Consider the following 18657-nt stretch of genomic DNA (forward strand, 5'->3'; position numbering starts at 1 on the left):
AAACCCGCTCACATATCGTGAGCGGGTATATTTGTTTTTCATCAGCTTTCATGGCTGGTGAATAAGTCTGTCACGGCATGAATGACTTCAATCCCTTGCCATACAAATAAGTTCAGCGCTGTGAAAGAGAATAAGCCTAAAATCACCATTCTTAAGATAAACAACATGTTAACAGCCTCCTCATATTTTCGTTATATATTCGGGTGATGTTGAACATGAAGTTTGTCGAAATAAGACGATTGATAAAATTTGGCCAGTATAAAGCTTTTTTTCCGCTGGCGCCTGCGGGAGTATCCCGTACTTTTGCTTTCAGCGGTCAGAAGCAGAACAGCCATTGCCCATAAAGCAGTCAGCGCAAATGCCCCTGTGATGGATTTCTTCTCATCATCAGCATTTTGGCCGGCTTTCATCTCATGCATTTCCTGCTGGTCGGCTACGGCTTTATAATGATGGCCGATATCAAAGGCGTGGGGAATTGAGAACAAATGAAAACTGGCAATCGCCAAAAATAAGATGGACGCTTTCAGTATCGTTACTTTTTTCAAATGATCTCCCCCCTTTTAATATTACTGAATATTTTTATAATAATACCCTAATCCATGCTGAAAGTAAACCTGATTTATTAAATTTAAAAATAAATTTCACTTTGTTAAGTATATATCTTTTTGCTTATTTTTGAAAGAGAAATTTCTTTTATTAGTGTATGTATACCCGGTCTAAGGTGTGAATAAAAACACATTTTAAAAGATATGTTGGTTGTTTAGAATTTATTACTTTTGGAATCAAAGGAAACAGAAAATGTCAGGCAAGAGAGGACTCTTATTTACAAGCTTATTAAGAAATTTTTATTCATAGAAAAATAATAGAGAGGGAGACCGAAGGAGTAACTTCAATCTAGAACAATATTCTTCCCGAAAAAACTTCCTAATTCGACATAATGTGATATAATAAGACTCGATATGTTAAAAAATCTAACATCAAATTTAAATTTTTTATGAATTGATGAAAACGGGAGGTAAATATGGAGTCTTTTTTCAACAGTTTGATTAATATTCCAAGTGATTTTATCTGGAAATATTTATTTTATATTTTAATAGGACTTGGATTATTTTTTACACTTCGTTTTGGTTTTATCCAATTTCGTTATTTTATTGAAATGTTCAGAATAGTAGGAGAGAAACCTGATGGAAATAAAGGTGTTTCTTCTATGCAGGCATTCTTTATTTCTGCCGCATCCCGAGTCGGTACAGGAAATTTGACTGGTGTTGCCTTAGCAATTGCGACAGGCGGACCGGGCGCTGTATTTTGGATGTGGGTTGTAGCTGCTGTAGGTATGGCTTCAAGCTTTGTTGAGAGTACGTTGGCACAGCTTTATAAAGTGAAGGACGGAAACGATTTCCGCGGTGGACCGGCCTACTATATTCAAAAAGGTCTTGGAGTCAGATGGCTCGGCATCGTATTCGCTGTCTTAATTACCGTATCATTCGGTTTAATCTTTAACGCTGTTCAATCCAATACAATTGCAGGAGCGTTAGATGGCGCATTTCATGTGAACAAGATAGTTGTAGCTATTGTTCTTGCTGCTTTAACGGCTTTTATTATTTTCGGCGGTTTAAAACGTGTAGTTGCAGTGACACAATTGATTGTTCCGGTCATGGCTGGTCTTTATATTCTCATAGCTCTATATGTTGTATTCACTAATATTTCTGCATTTCCAAGCGTTATTGCGACCATTGTCAAAAATGCTTTGGGATTTGAACAAGTTGTCGGCGGAGGAATAGGAGCGATCATCGTCATCGGTGCACAGCGCGGACTTTTCTCTAACGAAGCAGGAATGGGTAGCGCGCCAAACGCTGCTGCGACAGCTCATGTTTCGCATCCGGCAAAGCAAGGCTTTATCCAGACATTAGGCGTGTTTTTCGATACATTTATCGTATGTACGTCCACAGCGTTTATTATTTTGCTGTACAGTCTAACACCAAAAGGTGACGGCATCCAAGTCACACAGGCTGCTCTGAACCACCATATTGGAGGATGGGCACCTAGTTTTATAGCAGTCGCAATGTTCTTATTCGCTTTCAGCTCAGTTGTCGGAAACTACTATTATGGCGAGACAAACATTGAATTTATTAAAACAAGTAAAACATGGCTGAACATTTACCGTATTGCGGTTATTGCTATGGTTGTCTTTGGATGTGTAGCAGGTTTCCAAATTGTTTGGGACATGGCGGATCTCTTTATGGGGATTATGGCGCTGATTAACTTAGTTGTAATCACGCTGCTATCAAACGTAGCATACAAAGTCTATAAAGATTACGCAAAACAGCGCAAACAAGGACTTGATCCTGTGTTTAAAGCTAAAAATATCCCAGGACTGAAACACGCTGAAACTTGGGAAGAAGAGAAACAAGAAGCATAAATGATAAGGAACGGCTGCATTCAATGATTTGAATGCAGCTTTTTATTTGCCGAAAAAAAGCGGAATCTTTTGATTTCATTAAAAAATAACGTGCAAAGTCCTGATCAAACACTTTTATCCCTGATACACATGTATCAGCTGTATACAAAACAACTCAAAAAGAGTCAATAGACAGGCTTTTAAGCCGCCTAAAAACAAGAAATTAGGTTGATAGACAAACATAAGAGAGATTTTTACAATGAGTCCGTGTTTAAAAAACGAAAGGGAGGAAGAGCGGCAGCTAATAGGCATACGTTTTACATGATTATTTGGAGGAGGAGAGAATGCTATATGAAACGTTCAGTCTCTATCTTTATCGCATGTTTAGTAATGACAGTATTAATAATTAGTGGTGTCGCGGCACCAGAAGCATCTGCGGCAGGGGCGAAAACACCTGTAGCCCTTAATGGCCAGCTTAGCATTAAAGGTACTCAGCTAGTCAATCAAAACGGAAAATCGGTGCAGCTGAAGGGGATCAGCTCACACGGTTTGCAGTGGTTCGGCGATTATGTCAATAAAGACTCTTTAAAATGGCTAAGAGACGATTGGGGAATTACGGTCTTCCGAGCGGCAATGTACACGGCTGAAGGCGGTTATATAGAGAATCCGTCTGTGAAAAATAAAGTCAAAGAAGCTGTTGAAGCGGCAAAAGAGCTCGGGATATATGTCATCATTGACTGGCATATTTTAAATGACGGCAATCCAAATCAAAATAAAGAGAAGGCAAAAGAATTCTTTAAGGAAATGTCAAGCCTTTACGGAAACTCACCAAACGTTATATATGAAATTGCTAATGAACCGAACGGTGATGTAAATTGGAAGCGCGACATCAAACCGTATGCGGAGGAAGTGATTTCCGTTATCCGTAAAAATGACCCGGATAACATCATTATTACGGGAACAGGCACTTGGAGTCAGGATGTAAATGATGCTGCGGATGATCAGCTTAAGGATGCAAACGTCATGTACGCGCTTCATTTTTATGCCGGTACACACGGCCAGTATTTAAGGGATAAAGCCGATTATGCGCTCAGCAAAGGAGCGCCGATTTTTGTAACGGAATGGGGGACGAGTGACGCTTCCGGAAATGGCGGGGTCTTCCTTGACCAGTCGAGGGAATGGCTGAATTATCTCGACAACAAGAAAATCAGCTGGGTAAACTGGAACCTTTCTGATAAGCAGGAATCTTCCTCAGCTTTAAAGCCGGGGGCATCTAAAACAGGCGGCTGGCCGTTATCAGATTTATCCGCTTCAGGGACATTTGTAAGGGAAAAGATCCGTGGCTCCCAACATTCGACTGAAGACAGATCTGAGACACCAAAGCAAGATAAACCCGTACAGGAAAACAGCCTATCTGTGCAATACAGAACAGGGGATGGAAGTGTGAACAGCAACCAAATCCGTCCTCAGATCCATGTGAAAAACAACAGCAAGACCACCGTTAATTTAAAAAATGTAACTGTCCGCTACTGGTATAACACGAAAAACAAAGGCCAAAACTTCGACTGTGACTACGCGAAGATCGGATGCAGCAATGTGACGCACAAGTTTGTGACATTACAAAAACCTGTAAAAGGTGCAGATGCCTATCTGGAACTTGGGTTTAAAAACGGGACACTGTCACCGGGAGCAAGCACTGGAGAAATCCAAATTCGTCTTCACAATGAGGATTGGGGCAATTATTCACAAACCGGGGATTATTCTTTTTCTCAGTCAAATACGTTTAAAGATACAAAAAAAATCACATTATATAATAACGGAAAACTAATTTGGGGAACTGAACCCAAATAGTTACTGTATTGACGGACATCACAATTGGTGTCCGTTTTCATTATCTAATAAGCAGCAGAACAAGGAGGTGTAAGCTGTGGACGAAACATTGAAACAGTATATGTTGCTATTCAAACAAAACAACGACCTGGTTAACGGGCCGGACTATCCAAATAAGGAAAAAGATATCCAAAACCAAAAAGAACAGATTGAAGCCTATGAAAAACTTCTGCAGCAAGGTTTTACCAGTGATTACGATTATGATGAGTTTGCTGATTCGGTGATCAAATGTGCATACGGTGATATGACATTAGAAGAGCTGGAAGCCGTTTATTATGGGTTGACCTCGCCATTTTAAAGTTTCTTAATAAGACTTGCTGAAGCTCAGAACATTTTTTTATTCCGTCTCACTAACTTAAGTATACTTTGTTATTGAGACGGAATTTCTTTAAAATTAATTACTTCCTAGAATATATATTATGTAAACTAACAATTTAATATACGTTTATCAGCAACCTCTCGGTTATGTCACTTGTTGCTGGTCTTCTTGATCAAGTCCACTCCATCGTATGCCAGACTTTCCACACTTGCAGCCTTCTGCAGTAAGTAATGATCAAAAAAGTTCTTCGTATAGTCTGTAACAAGATTTCGCATCTCCATAGCATCCCGTTCGCCTCTGAGTTCCTCATTAACACTGGTAAACACGATGTCGCAGTAATCTAAATGTGCAACACGATCAACAGAGAAATAATAGGTTTCCATGCTATTGTTAGCGCCAATTATCGCATTCATGTTATAGTTAGGTTCACAAAACAGTAGCAAAAAGGGTTTCTTAAGGTCGCTGTCGAGAAGGCCGAACGCACCGCTATCCAAGCCAATCCCGCAGGCGAACCGGTCGTCGTCCCGGCAAATAATCGCCGTCGTAGGCCCTCCATAAGAATGTCCGACTATGCCCATGCCGATGTCAAGCAACAATCTGCCCTTAAAGCTGGAATTCAGCTCTCCAGAGTCCAGTTTGTAAAGATAATCGGCTACATACCTTACATCTTCTGTCTGTAATTCACTATACTCTGTTAACTTGGCAAGTATCGGCAGTGTAAGCACGTTATGGCACATCTCAATGGCAGTTTCATCGTCAGGCCGCATCTCCATCTTACCAGCTAACGCCAGCATCTCCGGATCTTCAGAAAACGCCATAATGACATCCGAAAAATCCTTTGATACATTAAACAAGCGCCCATCTTTACGCTTATACATCGTGCTATTCTGATGGCCGATGCTTACCACAATATATCCCATGCTTGCCAAGTCTGTACAGATCACTGTACCCCATTCTGGAGAACCACCCCCGCCGCAAACATAGAATAACACCGGATAGCGCTTTTCCTTCCCGGAGAGAGCAAGGTCGTCGTAACACTGGGTCTTGATATCGATAGAGAAAAAATCCTTCTTTTTAAGATACTCAGTGACAAGTGGCTGATCATTAAGCATCTCATAGACTTCAGAAAACATGTACGTTGATGTAGTCTTCCCTTCGCTGCTGTCAGATGGATAATACACAAACGCCGTCAGTTCTCTTTTTGAGTGATCTGATGCCGTGTACTCAACATCCATCTGGGTTCGACCGACAGTATAGCCGCCAATTGGTTCTGGAAATGCGTCATAAGTTTTCACTTTCTTGTTCCCCCTTCATTAATAAAAGTGGCGAATGCTCTTATTTGCTTGCAGATATCATAGCCTTCACCGTCTGGCAGCATGATATCCAGTAAAACCAAATCTGGATTTTCTTGATGAAATTGAGCCAATCCATCACGGGCAGTAGAAGCTGTGATCACACGCTCAATACCTTCTCTTCTTAATACTGTTTTGATCAGTTCCAAAATTTCTTTTTCGTCATCTATTATTAATACTTTGTTGTGTAGCTATTATACCCAATGTCCGTGCATTGTTAAAAAATCAACACTTCTCTTCTACCACAGAAAATAAGCCAATTTTCTTTTTCGTGTGAGAAAATTGGCTCATTGCTATGATCTATTTGAACAATCAGATGTCTTTAACGCTTTACAACAAATGTTGTGACGCTTTGAGCTGGAAGATGGGCCCAAAAATGATTGTCCGTTACATTGAGATTCGTTCCAGGTTGAAGATTGCTGCTTCCGCTCGTGATCCATCTAGATACCTGAGAAGCAGATCCATTCTGCAACACAAAGTTTTGGTTGACCCCTGTGTTACTTTTGTTAATGGCAACAATAACGACCTTGTTATCACCTTTATAGGCTGACACGTAAACGTTCGCATTAGGATTTTTCGTTGCATCTACCCTTACATAGCCGGGACGCACAAACTTCGAGAAATGAGCCATATTGTAACCGCGTTTGCTGATCGTACCGTCCTCTTTCATAGGACCGTAAGATCTGCGGATGTACCACCAAACATAAGTTTGAAAATCTCCCTCCACCATTGAATGGTGAATATGCTCTGAAACGCCTAATGCCTCGGGCCAGCGATCCGCTGAATTATTGTCACTGTTTGGATAGTATACTTCCGTCATCCATAGCTCTTTCCCTGCTCCTTTTTGTTTGAAAAGCGGATAAGGAAACTGACTGACCTGAGTACCGTACAGGTGAGTTCCGAGAATATCCATGTTCCTAAGCGCCTGTGGATCGTTCAAAATGGGGTCCGATATATTTTTCAGGTATTGAAATGATTCTGGTGCAATGACACGTGCATTAATGGAACCGGCATTTTCTCTCATGAAACGAAGTATTTCTTGTGGCGTCCACCACGTCCATTCGTGGGCATAATCAGGCTCGTTTTGAACAGAAATCGCATAAAGATTCACGCCATTATTCTTCATGTAGGTAACAAAATCGTTAAGATGCTGCGCGTATGCGGCGTATTTATCGTATCTTAGCCGTTTAGCTGATGCGTCACCATTATGATTGAAGGTTTCAACCATATCGCTTGGAGGATTCCAGGGAGAAGCAAAAACGATTGCTCCATGTTTGATTGCACTCTTTGCAGTCTCCACTTCTCTGTACCAATTATTTCTATTTTCATCTATATGAATTCTTAAAATTGAAAAGCCTAACTGATTCTGTCCATTGCCAAAAGCGGTTTCTCTTTGAGCAACTGTCAAATCTCCAATCCAAGCCGGGTGGTTCATTCCTCCAAAACCGCGAATCACTTGTTTTTCTGCAGATAAATTAACTGTCACATCACTTGCTGCCAAAACTTCAGTAGCACCTGGTCCGGCTAACATGACTGACAGCATAGTGAAACATACCAACAATAAACAAATTGGTTTTTTTACGCATGACATCATTTTTTCCTCTCCTTCATATGTCTTTTTCTGTCTCCTTTTATATTGCAAACAGAGTTGACTTATCCGATCAATGGGGGCTGCTCCGGCGTTGGTCAGTTCTGCACCCTTCTCGTTTCTTAAGCGGTGCCATTACAGGTGCTATCGTTGCGTAAACTGCCAGTAATCAAAATTAAACAAGTTTCCTGTACCTGTTCCGGTAAATACAAAGAATACTTTGTGCACACCGGTTACACCGCTTACCGCAGTTTCTATTTCTCTCCAGGTTTGCGCTCCACCTGTGGAAGGTACATTCAGGGTTCCTGCAAGCTTACCGTTTGCACTGTCGAGGCGCACTTCTATTTTCCCGCCTACAGTGGATGCTACATTTGCTTTAAACGTCCTGGCACCGCCCGCCCCGAAGTCGGCATTTCCAACAGCAATCCAGTCTCCGTTATGAATGCTTGTTACATGTTGATTATTTACCGGCCCGCCTGGTGCTGAGGATTTCTCTGTCAAAATGCGTCCATTCCAGGCAAACGTTTCAGCTTCTACCCGGTTATATGGATTCAAATTGGAAAGCTGTGTTACGCCTGCATAATTTGCCGCAACCTCTTGAATGGATCCATCTGCATTGTGCACCAGCTTATTAATATGGGGAGAACGGTATCCTTTGCCGGCCCCGAACAGAGCGGAACTGACAGTTTGAGTATGGTACACCACATACCACTCGTTTTTAAAATTGAAAACAGCATGGTGGTTGTTTCCGCCACCTCCGAAAAATGCTCCCGGATTTTTCAGGAAGTGCCCTCTATATGTAAAGGGACCCATGGGACTTGAACTGGTCATGTAGCCAATCTCACCTGGGGGTTTATCGGCCGGGTGCATGCCCCCGAAATTGATGCAATAGGAATAGTAATATTTTCCGTTATGCTTATGCATTCCCGAATCTTCAAACATAAAAGGCGCATCAATTGTAGCTGCACTGCCAACAACACTGGTCATATCAGGGCCCAATTTCATGACTCTTGCTGTTTTAGGATTGGCCCATTGTCCCTGCGTTGGGTTTGAACCGCCAGGAACGCCTCCCCCGGCATACAGGTAACCGGTGCCGTCATCATCTACAAATACTGCCGGATCAAAAAGCCATACAACACCAGACATTCCTGGCGTACTTGGCGTTACGAGCGCTTTTCCAATTGGGTCGGTCCATGGACCAATCGGGCTGTCTGCGGTGAGAACCCCGATACCTCCGCCGCTGTTAGCGAAATAAAGGAAGAATTTATCCTTGCCGTTTATTTTTTTTACTGCAATTGACGGGGCCCAGGACGCACCTGCCCATTTCGCAATCCCCCGGCCACCATTAGCCCCGTTGGCACCTGCTACCGGAATGGCTCCGTGGTCTGTCCAGTTCACCATATCCGCTGAAGAGATGACGAATACTCTATTCAAATTGGCAAATGAATTATCCTTAATCGTTCCGTCGCTATTATATTCATAGTCATCACTTGACATATAGATGTAGACTCTTCCGTTATAGGTCAGCGCAACCGGATCTGCTCCCAAATGATGGTCGATAAGCGGGTTTGAATTTCCTATATGTTTTGCAATTGTAGTACTGGCAGCATACGCAGACTCCCCAAATAAGCAACTCAATAATAAAGCAAGAACCCATAAACATACGCTACACTTTTTACCCATAACTAAACATCCTCCTTTTTCGTTAAAATGAAGGGGTTCTTTTAAAAATTGATGACACAGGTCCAGAACGCAAAAAATAGATAATTTCTAGAGTAAACCGTTGATTTCCTAGCCTTGATTCCCTATCAGCCTCCAGTATTTGAAAAGCGGAAATGATCGGCCATGCGGCATCCCGAAAGGAATACTGGTGTAATACAGTCTGGAATTGTTCGGATGCTGATCATATCATCGAACTGTGAAAAGGCGCACTGACATTCAAATAAGTATATTTAGCTCCCTTTTCCTTCGTCATCCTGATGACACGTTTCACAGCTTGCCGATGTCCGGACAACACTGCTGCTGGTCTGAATTCATGCAAGTTACATCAGCTCCCTCCGATCACAATGAACAGGGATACAATATTATACAAAGTATCCTTTATCTAACATCCTAGCATGATTATAATAAATGTGTATAGAATACTTTCGGAGGAATTATTGTTCGGTTTTACAAAGAAACTGGATACATTTATTCATTAAATATATAAGTGGGGCTGACACCGAAAAATCAGTCTTAAAGAGAGATGATCAGAGCCGTGATGGAAGGCTGTTACCAACTCTTCTTCCTTAGACTGTGCCTTCAAGGTCTACAGGCACAAAAAAACAGCCGTTCAGAGCGGCTGTTTTTTTCAAGAGGATAAGAACTATTGAGCGGTATATCCGCCGTCCATGACTACGGCCTGACCTGTGATGCCTTTTACTTTGTCGCTGTCCCTCTTGAGCGCGAGAAGCCTTTATGTAATAAGCCATTCACCCCTTCCTGTAATCTGCTGTAAGTGATGGCCCGTTCTCTGCCTGTTCATGGGGGCGCCCTGGGAAGCTCTCATTCTGACGCTGTAATATGCTTCTTCCTGCATCATATTCCCCTCCTTTCTTACCTAGAAAATGAATGTTAACTAAAAATCATTAAAGGTTAATAATTGTGCGGAATATTAGTGTTGCTCGTAAAATTCGTCAACCTAAACGATCAAACTATTAACTTAAAGGATCTGCAAGGCCTCATTACTTTTTCATGTTTTGTTCATATTTTAGTAATTGTTTATTCAACACTCTCCGCTAAAGTAATCCATATCACCCAATATGACAGCCATATGCATCTTTTATGAAGGGAGGTCAAAACCGGATGCCGTTATGTTGAAAGAAAAAATAAAAACATTAGGGCGTTTTTGCACCGTGGGCGTCGGCAATACGCTGATAGATTTTGGTGTCTTCTTTTTCCTCACCGCTTGTCATATCCCTTATCTGCCGGCACAGATCTGCTCCTATTCGGCAGGTATCATCAACAGCTATGTGTGGAACCGGAATTGGACGTTTCAGGTAAAACGTAAGGCTGACAGTAAAGAGATCGTGCGCTTTCTCATGATTAATATTGCCGCGTCGGGGATCACCTTTTTGCTGCTTTATTTGTTTCAAAGAGGCGGCTGTTCGCTTTTGGTGAGTAAGCTCGCCGCCACTATCGGCGGAATGATGATGAATTTTACCGGAAACCGAATCTGGGTATTTGGAGATTCGCTGAAAAACATACAGGATCAGGAGTGAAAATGAATGAGAACAAAAGTGAGAAAAGCGGTCATTCCCGCAGCGGGTTTAGGAACGAGATTTCTGCCGGCGACAAAGGCGCAGCCGAAAGAAATGCTCCCGATCGTAGACAAACCAGCAATCCAATACATTGTAGAAGAGGCTGTAGAGTCAGGAATTGAAGATATACGGATTATTACAGGGAGAAACAAACGCTCGATTGAAGATCATTTTGACCGGTCGGCGGAATTGGAATTCAATCTGCGAGAAAAAGGCAAGACGGAGACGCTTAAGGAAATGCAGCAGATTGCCGATTTGGCCAACATTCATTACATCCGCCAGAAAGAGCCGCTCGGATTAGGTCATGCGGTGCTGTGTGCGGAGCATTTTATCGGAGGTGAGCCTTTCGTCGTTCTTTTAGGCGATGATATTATGGTGTCTGAAAAACCGGCTCTTCGTCAATTAATGGATGTATACGATGCTTACGGCACAGAGGTTGTAGGTGTACAGTCAGTTCTCCCTGAGGATGTCAGTAAATATGGTATTATAAATACATCAGGCTCTAAAGGGCATGTGTATGAAGTGAAGGATTTAGTTGAAAAGCCTTCTCCTGAAGAAGCGCCTTCGGAAATCGCCGTGATGGGACGATATGTACTGACCCCTTCTATCTTCCCTGTGTTGAAGTCGATTGGGAGAGGCGCAGGCAACGAAATTCAAATAACAGATGCACTTCGTGAGGTTTGCCGCACCCAGCCTATTCATGCGCGGCTTTTAAAAGGAAAACGATATGACATTGGCGATAAATTGGGCTGTTTTAAAGCAAGCACTGAAATCGGCTTAATGCGTCCTGAAATGCGATCTCTGCTTTTAGCTTATCTAGAAGAATTGCTCGAGCGGGAAACACTTGAACGGGAAACAAAAGAAGTGCTGCAATTAAAAAATTTGTAACCATCTTGCTGGTCAATCAGTCATATAATAGTGAAAAAGAAAAGGACAGGTTGTGAAGAATGTGGGCAGTTTGATAAGCGAAATTTTAACATGGCTGACGAATATGGGATATGCGGGCATTGCGATTGGTTTGATGATCGAAATTATACCGAGTGAAATTGTATTGGCCTATGGCGGCTATATGGTATCAGAAGGCACGATTGGTTTTATCGGCGCAATCATTGCGGGTGTTATCGGGGGCACCATTGCCCAGATCTTTATTTATTGGATTGGACGCTATGGCGGCAGACCTTTTTTGGACAAATACGGGAAGTACTTATTGATTAAAAAGCATCACATTGACATGTCAGAAAGCTGGTTTCAAAAGTACGGCACGGGGGTTGTCTTCTCGGCACGTTTTATACCGGTTGTCAGACATGCGATATCCATTCCTGCAGGCATTGCCAAAATGCCGTTTCTCAAATTTGTGATACTGACTGTGCTTGCTATCATTCCGTGGTCTATCCTCTTTGTTTATTTAGGCATTCAGCTCGGAAGCCAGTGGGATGACGTTGAGAACATAGCGGGCACCTATACAACGCCGATTATGATATTTGCGATTGTGGTCATTGCACTTTATTTTGTCATAAAAAAACGCACAGCCATTTTTAAACGATAGCTTATGGAAATGCATAGGGATGACTCTTCCCCTATGCATCTTTTTTGTTATCTTCGATGATGATTAGAAAGCTTCATATGTTCCGCTAAAAATGCGACAAACACTTCATCCCGTACAAGAGATGCGGCATAATTCCTTTTAATAAACCATTCTGCTTCCTCAAAAGCCGCGAAGGTTTCGTCCTGTGTCTCCCCGTTAATTTGAATATTCCATGCGTTGTCCAAAGGAAACAGGAAGAATCTCATTTGTTCTCGATTTTCGTATAATGAGCCGTTTGCCGATCCTTTCAAGTTATAGAAATTACGAAATGCATCTGGGCGGACCGGCTCCATTCGGAATGCTTCAGCTACAAACAAATCGTATACTTCGTCCGTTATGGAACAGCCGGAAGCCTTCGCATGCCCCCCGCCTCCGTACCGGCCTGCTACTTCTGAAACATCAATGTAATCATGAATGGTGCGTAAGCTGGCTCGTTTTGATCCCATGCTTAAAATGGCAATGTAATCAAGATGCGGATTGTCTTTTCCGAGTCTGTTTCCGAGTTCAGAATGGTACGATTCTGCGTGAACGATACCTACACAGTGTTCGTGAACAAATGTTTGCACCATTTCTCTTTTTTTCCTGCGAAGGTAGCGCTCGATTTTTTCTTCTTCTAAATCAAGCAGTTTTACTTCAAATTCATCAAAGAAGAATTCGTCATGTGCAGAAAGCCGCTGGATCATTTTTTGTTCAAATTCATCAATTGAAAGCAAAAAGAAAAGGTCATTAAGCCGCTTTGCCTGTTTTTGATCGTACTGCTCCCACTCCCAAGTGTCGTATTGGCGGATGAGCTCTGTAAATTGATCTAATGCGTTTGTCGGCTTCATCAGATCATTTTGGACAAGGTAGTCGTATAAAAGAGATGTAGCCGATGCAAGACGTCCGTCATCGTATTCCACCTGGACAAATCCCCACTCATGCTCATTCAAATGGAGGGCTGTTTTATGATGGTCAATCAGTTTCACTTTTCCGCCAGCATGGACATACTCGTTCAGCCTTTTTTCATTTTCTTCATTGACAGCAAGATCCGTGATAAATAAGGCATCGTGTCTGCTGGTCTCTTTTGCTTTTTCTAAGAAGTATTGGACTTGAGCATTTAAGCCGTTGACAGAGTTATAACGGACCTCAACTTCTTTCCCGAAAGCCAATTTTGCAACGATCCCGCACCCTACTCCGTCCAAGTCGTTATGTGAATATAAATGGTACATAATAAAGGCCCCTTTTTATCATACTGGAGATTGCCGCTATAGGTGTGCGGCAGCCTTTATTTACTATTGTAAAAAACAGATGGTTTTATGCACAGTTGATTAGTTTACATAATAAGATTATCATAAACAATAAAAAGAGCGCTTATTCACGCTCCTGGTACTTCTTTTTTAAACTGGATAAACCGGATGTTTTCGATTGGTGAATGTCATTTTCTTTGTCATGTATGCCCTAAGCCGTTTGTGCAATTCTTCGCGCAATGAATTGGCTGGGATTACCGCGTCAATGATCATTTCTGAAGCCAAGCGGTATATATTGATGTCCTCTTTGTACTCCTCACGTTTGCTGCTGATAAAATCAGCTCTCTCCTCTTTTGGCAGCTCGGAGATTTTTTTGGCGTAGACAGCATTTACGGCTGCTTCAGGGCCCATTACGGCGATTTGTGCGGTTGGAAGCGCTATGCAGCAATCCGGTTCGAAAGCCGGTCCGGCCATTGCATATAACCCCGCTCCATAGGCTTTTCTCACAATCACAGAAAGCTTGGGGACGGTTGCTTCTGACATCGCTGAAATCATTTTGGCTCCATGACGGATGATTCCGGCCTGTTCTACCTTTGTTCCGATCATGAAGCCGGGAATGTCCGCTAAGAACAGCAATGGAATATGAAAAGCGTCACATAATGTGATAAATTTAGCGGCTTTGTCAGCGGAATCGTGGAACAAGACGCCGCCTTTTACTTTCGGCTGATTCGCGATAATTCCGACAGGCTGTCCGTGAATCCTCGCTAGACCTGTAATGATTTCTGGTGCGAATAAAGCTTTGATTTCAAAGAAAGAGTCTTCATCTATTACACGATCGATCAGCTCAAACATATTAAAAGGTGCATTTTGGTTTTGCGGAATAACGTCGGAAAGCGGTATGTCAAAGGGCTTTGGCGGCCGTTTTTCTTGTACAGGCGCTTTTTCTTTATAATTTGCCGGGAAGTAAGATAAATATGAGCGTGCCAAGTGAATGGCTTCTTGTTCAGTTTCTGCGAGAATATCTCCGCATCCTGAAACTGAACAATGCATGCGGGCGCCTCCCATCTCTTCAAGTGACACCTTTTCGCCGATCACCATTTCCGCCATGCGTGGCGAGCCTAAATACATGGACGCATTGCCGTCTACCATGACGACAATATCGCAGAAGGCAGGAATATAAGCGCCCCCAGCTGCGGACGGGCCGAATAGAAGGCAGATTTGGGGAATGCGCCCTGACAATTTGACCTGATTGTAAAAAATTCTCCCTGCGCCTCTTCTACCCGGGAATACATTGATCTGGTCGGTGATTCTGGCGCCTGCCGAATCGACTAAATAAATGAGCGGACAGTTTAATTTTTCTGCTGTTTCTTGAATTCTGATGATTTTTTCGACTGTTTTTGCTCCCCAGGAGCCTGCTTTCACTGTAGAATCATTCGCCATGGCGCAGACGGTTTGGCCGCCGATTTTACCGATGGCGCTTATGACTCCGTCGGCGGGAAGCCCGTCTGACATACATTCTGCAAAAAAAGCGTCCTCAAGCTCGATGTCATCGTCAAATAAGAGGGCAAGCCGCTCTCTTACAAAGAGCTTGCCTTTTTCTTGGTTGCTGCGATGATACTTCTCCGCTCCGCCTTTTTGTATCCTTTCCGCCCGTTCTGTTCGTTCTTTTTCATAATCCATAAGGCCATTCCCTCCGATCTTTATTCTCCCGTGTATACGGCACGTCTTTTTTCTTGAAAGGCTTGAAGTCCCTCTGTCCTGTCCTTTGTCGGGATCGTGTGTTCATATGCTTTTTGTTCAATTGATAATCCCGTTGCCAGATTTGTATCCAATCCTTTATTGATCGCGAATTTAGCCTGGCGGACGGCAATTGGTCCGTTGGCTGAAATGGCTTCTGCCAGTTCCTCTGCTTTGGCCATAAGCTCACTAGAAGCCGTAACATGCTCTACAAGGTTTATTTCTTTGGCTTCATGGGCCGTTATGCGTCTGCCTGTATAAATTAATTCTTTTGCCTTTCCTCTGCCGATCAGACGGGGAAGTCTTTGTGTCCCTCCTGCGCCTGGGATAATGGCTAAAGCCGTTTCCGGAAGGCCTAATGTAGCATTCTCGGCTGCTATACGGATGTCGCATGCCATTGCCAATTCAAGCCCGCCTCCTAAAGCACTTCCGTTTATGGCTGCTATCACCGGCTGCGGTAAGGCTTCGAGTAAAGCAGCGGTTCTCTGAATGAAGGATACACTTTTGAGAACCTGATCTTGTTTCATTTTTATTCTTTCTTTTAAATCTGCTCCAGCGCAGAATGCTTTTTCGCCGGCGCCTGTCAGGATGACGCAGCGGATTTTCGGGTTGAATTCGATTTCTTGGACAATGGATTGCAGGTCGCTAAGCATTTCTGCTGAAAGGGCATTTGCCGCATGGGGCCTGTTAAGGGTGATGACAGCAATGTGTTCTGTTCTTGAAGTAAAAAGGATAGATTCTCCCATTGGTTTTTCCTTTCTTTTATAAAGATGATTTATACACCTGTAAATTTCGGCTCGGAAGATGTTTCCCGATTTTCTCCTCGATCCATTTGGCTGCTGGAAGCAACTTGGCGAGCTTTACGTTTGTTTCGATTCCCATTTGCTCAAACATGCACACGATATCTTCTGTCGCAGCATTTCCTGAGGAACCTGGAGCATATGGGCAGCCGCCAAGCCCGCCTGTTGAGCCGTCAAATATTGTGATGCCCATTTGCAGTGCGGTGAGGATATTGGCGAGAGCCGTTCCCCTTGTATCATGAAAGTGGAGTGCGAGCTGGCTTGCCGGGAACCGTTTCAAAAGTGCTTCAAGTACGATTTCAACCTGTACAGGATTTGCCGCTCCGATCGTATCTCCAAGCGATAGTTCAGAAATTCCGAATTCAAATAAAGAATCTGCTAGGCGAATTACTTGTTCAATCGGTACACGTTTTTCATACGGACAGCCGAAAACTGTGGAGAGATAGGCTCTTACTGTAAGATTTGCTTTTTTTGCGTCGTCGGTTACTTGTTTGAGGACTTGGAGAGTGTCAACAGTGGATTTGTTGATGTTTTTTACGTTGTGTGTTTCGCTTGCGGACATAAAGACAGAAGCTTCGTTAATACCCCCTTCCAGCGCATTCTCCAGTCCCTTTTGATTAGGAACAAGTGCTGCGTACGTGACGCCTTTTACCCGGCTGATGCCTTTTGCCACATCTAGAGCATCTCGAAGCGCGGGAATCCATTTTGGATGAACGAAGGATGTCAATTCGATATAGGAGAGTCCTGTTTGGGACAGCTGGTTGATCCAAGCGATTTTATCTTCTGTTGCAAGCCACACCGGTTCGTTTTGCAGGCCGTCCCGAGGGCCGACTTCTCTTAACATGACTTGTTTAGGATAGGACATGGTCTGGCCTCCCTGATCATTGAGTTGGATCGTTCAGTTCGAGCAGCACATCACCTTCATTCACGAAATCACCTTCATTTTTCTTGACTTCTTTTACTGTTCCACTTCTCTCTGCAACAATCGGGATTTCCATTTTCATTGATTCTAAAATGGCGACTTCCTGGCCTTTTTCGATGTGGTCTCCGGCTTTAACATGCACCTTCCACAGGTTCCCTGCCATTTGAATGTGTATGGTCATGACAGCTGCCTCCTTTATAAGTTGTTTTTCAAAAAATCAGTCGTGACGTCTCCTTTTTTGAATGCTTCTGATGAAGCAGCCTGTAAAAGAAGCGGAATATTCGTTTTAATCCCTTCTATCCGATAATCACGGAGCGCCTCCTTTAGTCTCTCAATCGCTTCCTCTCTGTTTTGGCCTGTGACGATCATTTTGGCGATCATTGGATCATAAAAAGGCGTGACCGCGCTCCCTGCTGCTACTGCACATTCGTGCCGTACTCCCTTTTGTGTCGGGAGAGAAAAAGTGGTGATTGTTCCCGGTGACGGATAAAAGGTTTTCGGATCTTCCGCATAGATTCTGACCTCTATGGCATGCCCGTTTCGGTTTAAGTCCTGCTGAGCGAATTTGAGAGTCTGTCCCTCCGCAACCCTTATTTGCTGCTCAACTAAGTCTAAACCTGTAATTTCTTCAGTCACGGGATGCTCTACCTGCAATCTCGTGTTCATTTCCAGAAAATAAAAGTTTTTATTCTCATCGACTAAAAATTCGATTGTTCCCGCATTGGCATAGCCGATCGCTTTGGCTGCTTTCACTGCCGTTTCTCCTATCTTCAATCTCAGCTCATCATCAACAAATGAAGATGGGGCTTCTTCAATGACCTTTTGGTGGCGTCTCTGGACAGAGCAATCACGTTCAAACAGATGCACGGCATGCCCGTGGTGATCTGCAAGAATTTGAATTTCAATGTGGCGGGCGTGTTCAATCACCTTTTCTATATACATGGATCCGTCTCCGAAAAAATCTGCTGCGCGCTTTTTGTTTCCTTCATACGCCTTTATCAATGCTTCTTCGTTAGGAACGAGCTGCATTCCGATGCCGCCTCCCCCTGCTGAAGCTTTCAGCATAACGGGGTAGCCGATTTCACTCGCGGCGAGGCAGGCTGCCTGAATGTCTCCAAGGGATTCGGAAACGCCGGGCACTACAGGAACACCTGCCTCCTCCATTGCCTTTCTTGCTTCAATTTTACTTCCCATTTTGGCAATGACAGCTGGTGAAGGGCCGATAAACACAATGTTTTCTTCTTTGCAGCGTTGCGCAAAACGGCTGTTTTCTGACAATAATCCATATCCCGGATGGATGGCGTCGGCATTTGCTTTTTTCGCTGCCTCTATGATTCTCTCAATATTTAAATAGCTCTCACTGACTCTCGATTTTCCGATATAATAAGCCTCTGTTGCTGCTTTTGTATGGAGCGCATCTCTGTCTGCTTCAGAATATACGGCTGCCGTTTTGATCCCAAGGCGGCTGCACGTACGAATGATTCTCATTGCGATTTCTCCCCGATTGGCAATCAGCACTTTTGTAAACAAATGAATTCACC

At 43.3% G+C, this 18657-nt stretch carries 17 protein-coding genes and 3 pseudogenes; 6 read left to right on the plus strand and 14 right to left on the minus strand.

Features of this window, described 5'->3' with window-relative positions; translation table 11 throughout:
• Nucleotides 1-41 precede the first annotated feature (41 nt).
• On the minus strand, nt 42-167 hold the full coding sequence (locus tag NST56_RS11165) for a hypothetical protein (protein WP_010334426.1): 126 nt from the start codon (nt 165-167) through the stop codon (nt 42-44).
• A 24-nt stretch (nt 168-191) separates the two neighbouring features.
• Entirely contained in the window at nt 192-545 is a 354-nt protein-coding gene (locus tag NST56_RS11170) for a hypothetical protein (RefSeq protein ID WP_229147432.1), read from the minus strand.
• Between the two features lie 476 nt (nt 546-1021).
• Between NST56_RS11170 and NST56_RS11175 the strand changes: the two genes are divergently transcribed.
• The 3 genes from NST56_RS11175 (at nt 1022) to NST56_RS11185 (ending at nt 4586) form a co-directional block, all read left to right on the plus strand.
• Complete coding sequence (locus tag NST56_RS11175) at nt 1022-2419, plus strand: alanine/glycine:cation symporter family protein (protein WP_168747955.1); 1398 nt, start codon at nt 1022-1024, stop codon at nt 2417-2419.
• Between the two features lie 330 nt (nt 2420-2749).
• Nucleotides 2750-4249: a cellulase family glycosylhydrolase gene (locus NST56_RS11180; RefSeq protein WP_339182007.1), complete on the plus strand. Its 1500-nt coding sequence runs from the start codon at nt 2750-2752 to the stop codon at nt 4247-4249.
• A gap of 76 nt (nt 4250-4325) precedes the next feature.
• Complete coding sequence (locus tag NST56_RS11185) at nt 4326-4586, plus strand: YnfE family protein (RefSeq protein ID WP_168747957.1); 261 nt, start codon at nt 4326-4328, stop codon at nt 4584-4586.
• 170 nt (nt 4587-4756) lie between these two features.
• Here NST56_RS11185 and NST56_RS11190 read toward each other — a convergent pair whose 3' ends face one another.
• From NST56_RS11190 to NST56_RS11215, 6 genes and pseudogenes are all read right to left on the minus strand, one after another.
• Nucleotides 4757-5902, minus strand: coding sequence for a choline esterase (locus NST56_RS11190; protein WP_339182010.1), 1146 nt, complete (start codon nt 5900-5902; stop codon nt 4757-4759).
• A gap of 38 nt (nt 5903-5940) precedes the next feature.
• Nucleotides 5941-6132, minus strand: a pseudogene (locus tag NST56_RS11195) (response regulator); the annotation flags it as partial.
• Between the two features lie 149 nt (nt 6133-6281).
• Nucleotides 6282-7553, minus strand: coding sequence for a glucuronoxylanase (locus tag NST56_RS11200; RefSeq protein WP_339182013.1), 1272 nt, complete (start codon nt 7551-7553; stop codon nt 6282-6284).
• 138 nt (nt 7554-7691) lie between these two features.
• Complete coding sequence (gene xynD, locus NST56_RS11205) at nt 7692-9230, minus strand: alpha-L-arabinofuranosidase (protein WP_010334436.1); 1539 nt, start codon at nt 9228-9230, stop codon at nt 7692-7694.
• Nucleotides 9231-9381: 151 nt separating this feature from the next.
• A pseudogene (locus NST56_RS11210) lies at nt 9382-9587 on the minus strand (malonyl CoA-acyl carrier protein transacylase); the annotation flags it as partial.
• 390 nt (nt 9588-9977) lie between these two features.
• Nucleotides 9978-10125 (minus strand): annotated as a pseudogene (locus NST56_RS11215) (6-carboxyhexanoate--CoA ligase); the annotation flags it as partial.
• A 223-nt stretch (nt 10126-10348) separates the two neighbouring features.
• Between NST56_RS11215 and NST56_RS11220 the strand changes: the two are divergent.
• From NST56_RS11220 to NST56_RS11230, 3 genes are all read left to right on the plus strand, one after another.
• Nucleotides 10349-10807, plus strand: a complete 459-nt coding sequence (locus NST56_RS11220) for a GtrA family protein (RefSeq protein WP_339176738.1) — start codon at nt 10349-10351, stop codon at nt 10805-10807.
• Nucleotides 10808-10813: 6 nt separating this feature from the next.
• A complete protein-coding gene (gene galU / locus NST56_RS11225) occupies nt 10814-11734 on the plus strand; it encodes a UTP--glucose-1-phosphate uridylyltransferase GalU (RefSeq protein WP_339176740.1) in 921 nt (306 codons plus the stop codon).
• 61 nt (nt 11735-11795) lie between these two features.
• Entirely contained in the window at nt 11796-12392 is a 597-nt protein-coding gene (locus tag NST56_RS11230; RefSeq protein WP_326332969.1) for a DedA family protein, read from the plus strand.
• Nucleotides 12393-12439: 47 nt separating this feature from the next.
• On the opposite strand, the gene NST56_RS11235 is transcribed toward NST56_RS11230, so the two are convergent.
• The 6 genes from NST56_RS11235 to NST56_RS11260 form a co-directional block, all read right to left on the minus strand.
• Entirely contained in the window at nt 12440-13639 is a 1200-nt protein-coding gene (locus NST56_RS11235) for a DHH family phosphoesterase (protein WP_168747964.1), read from the minus strand.
• A 168-nt stretch (nt 13640-13807) separates the two neighbouring features.
• On the minus strand, nt 13808-15337 hold the full coding sequence (locus NST56_RS11240; RefSeq protein ID WP_339176747.1) for an acyl-CoA carboxylase subunit beta: 1530 nt from the start codon (nt 15335-15337) through the stop codon (nt 13808-13810).
• Between the two features lie 20 nt (nt 15338-15357).
• The gene (locus NST56_RS11245) at nt 15358-16140 is read right to left on the minus strand and encodes an enoyl-CoA hydratase (RefSeq protein WP_339176748.1); all 783 of its coding nucleotides are present in this window, start codon (nt 16138-16140) and stop codon (nt 15358-15360) included.
• Between the two features lie 16 nt (nt 16141-16156).
• The gene (gene ldeG, locus NST56_RS11250; RefSeq protein WP_339176749.1) at nt 16157-17059 is read right to left on the minus strand and encodes a hydroxymethylglutaryl-CoA lyase; all 903 of its coding nucleotides are present in this window, start codon (nt 17057-17059) and stop codon (nt 16157-16159) included.
• Between the two features lie 16 nt (nt 17060-17075).
• A complete protein-coding gene (locus NST56_RS11255) occupies nt 17076-17297 on the minus strand; it encodes an acetyl-CoA carboxylase biotin carboxyl carrier protein subunit (protein WP_010334445.1) in 222 nt (73 codons plus the stop codon).
• Between the two features lie 14 nt (nt 17298-17311).
• Complete coding sequence (locus NST56_RS11260) at nt 17312-18646, minus strand: acetyl-CoA carboxylase biotin carboxylase subunit (protein WP_339176752.1); 1335 nt, start codon at nt 18644-18646, stop codon at nt 17312-17314.
• Nucleotides 18647-18657 lie beyond the last annotated feature (11 nt).

The sequence above is a fragment of the Bacillus sp. FSL R5-0560 genome, assembly GCF_037966305.1.
Taxonomy (GTDB): domain Bacteria; phylum Bacillota; class Bacilli; order Bacillales; family Bacillaceae; genus Bacillus; species Bacillus mojavensis.

Excerpts from the sequence above, each read along its gene's own strand:
- NST56_RS11165 (WP_010334426.1), bottom strand. The coding sequence starts at position 167 with ATGTTGTTTATCTTAAGAATGGTGATTTTAGGCTTATTCTCTTTCACA.
- NST56_RS11175 (WP_168747955.1), top strand. The coding sequence starts at position 1,022 with ATGGAGTCTTTTTTCAACAGTTTGATTAATATTCCAAGTGATTTTATC.
- NST56_RS11180 (WP_339182007.1), top strand. The coding sequence starts at position 2,750 with ATGAAACGTTCAGTCTCTATCTTTATCGCATGTTTAGTAATGACAGTA.
- NST56_RS11200 (WP_339182013.1), bottom strand. The coding sequence starts at position 7,553 with ATGATGTCATGCGTAAAAAAACCAATTTGTTTATTGTTGGTATGTTTC.
- xynD (WP_010334436.1), bottom strand. The coding sequence starts at position 9,230 with ATGGGTAAAAAGTGTAGCGTATGTTTATGGGTTCTTGCTTTATTATTG.
- NST56_RS11220 (WP_339176738.1), top strand. The coding sequence starts at position 10,349 with ATGACAGCCATATGCATCTTTTATGAAGGGAGGTCAAAACCGGATGCC.
- galU (WP_339176740.1), top strand. The coding sequence starts at position 10,814 with ATGAGAACAAAAGTGAGAAAAGCGGTCATTCCCGCAGCGGGTTTAGGA.
- NST56_RS11235 (WP_168747964.1), bottom strand. The coding sequence starts at position 13,639 with ATGTACCATTTATATTCACATAACGACTTGGACGGAGTAGGGTGCGGG.
- NST56_RS11240 (WP_339176747.1), bottom strand. The coding sequence starts at position 15,337 with ATGGATTATGAAAAAGAACGAACAGAACGGGCGGAAAGGATACAAAAA.
- NST56_RS11245 (WP_339176748.1), bottom strand. The coding sequence starts at position 16,140 with ATGGGAGAATCTATCCTTTTTACTTCAAGAACAGAACACATTGCTGTC.
- ldeG (WP_339176749.1), bottom strand. The coding sequence starts at position 17,059 with ATGTCCTATCCTAAACAAGTCATGTTAAGAGAAGTCGGCCCTCGGGAC.
- NST56_RS11255 (WP_010334445.1), bottom strand. The coding sequence starts at position 17,297 with ATGACCATACACATTCAAATGGCAGGGAACCTGTGGAAGGTGCATGTT.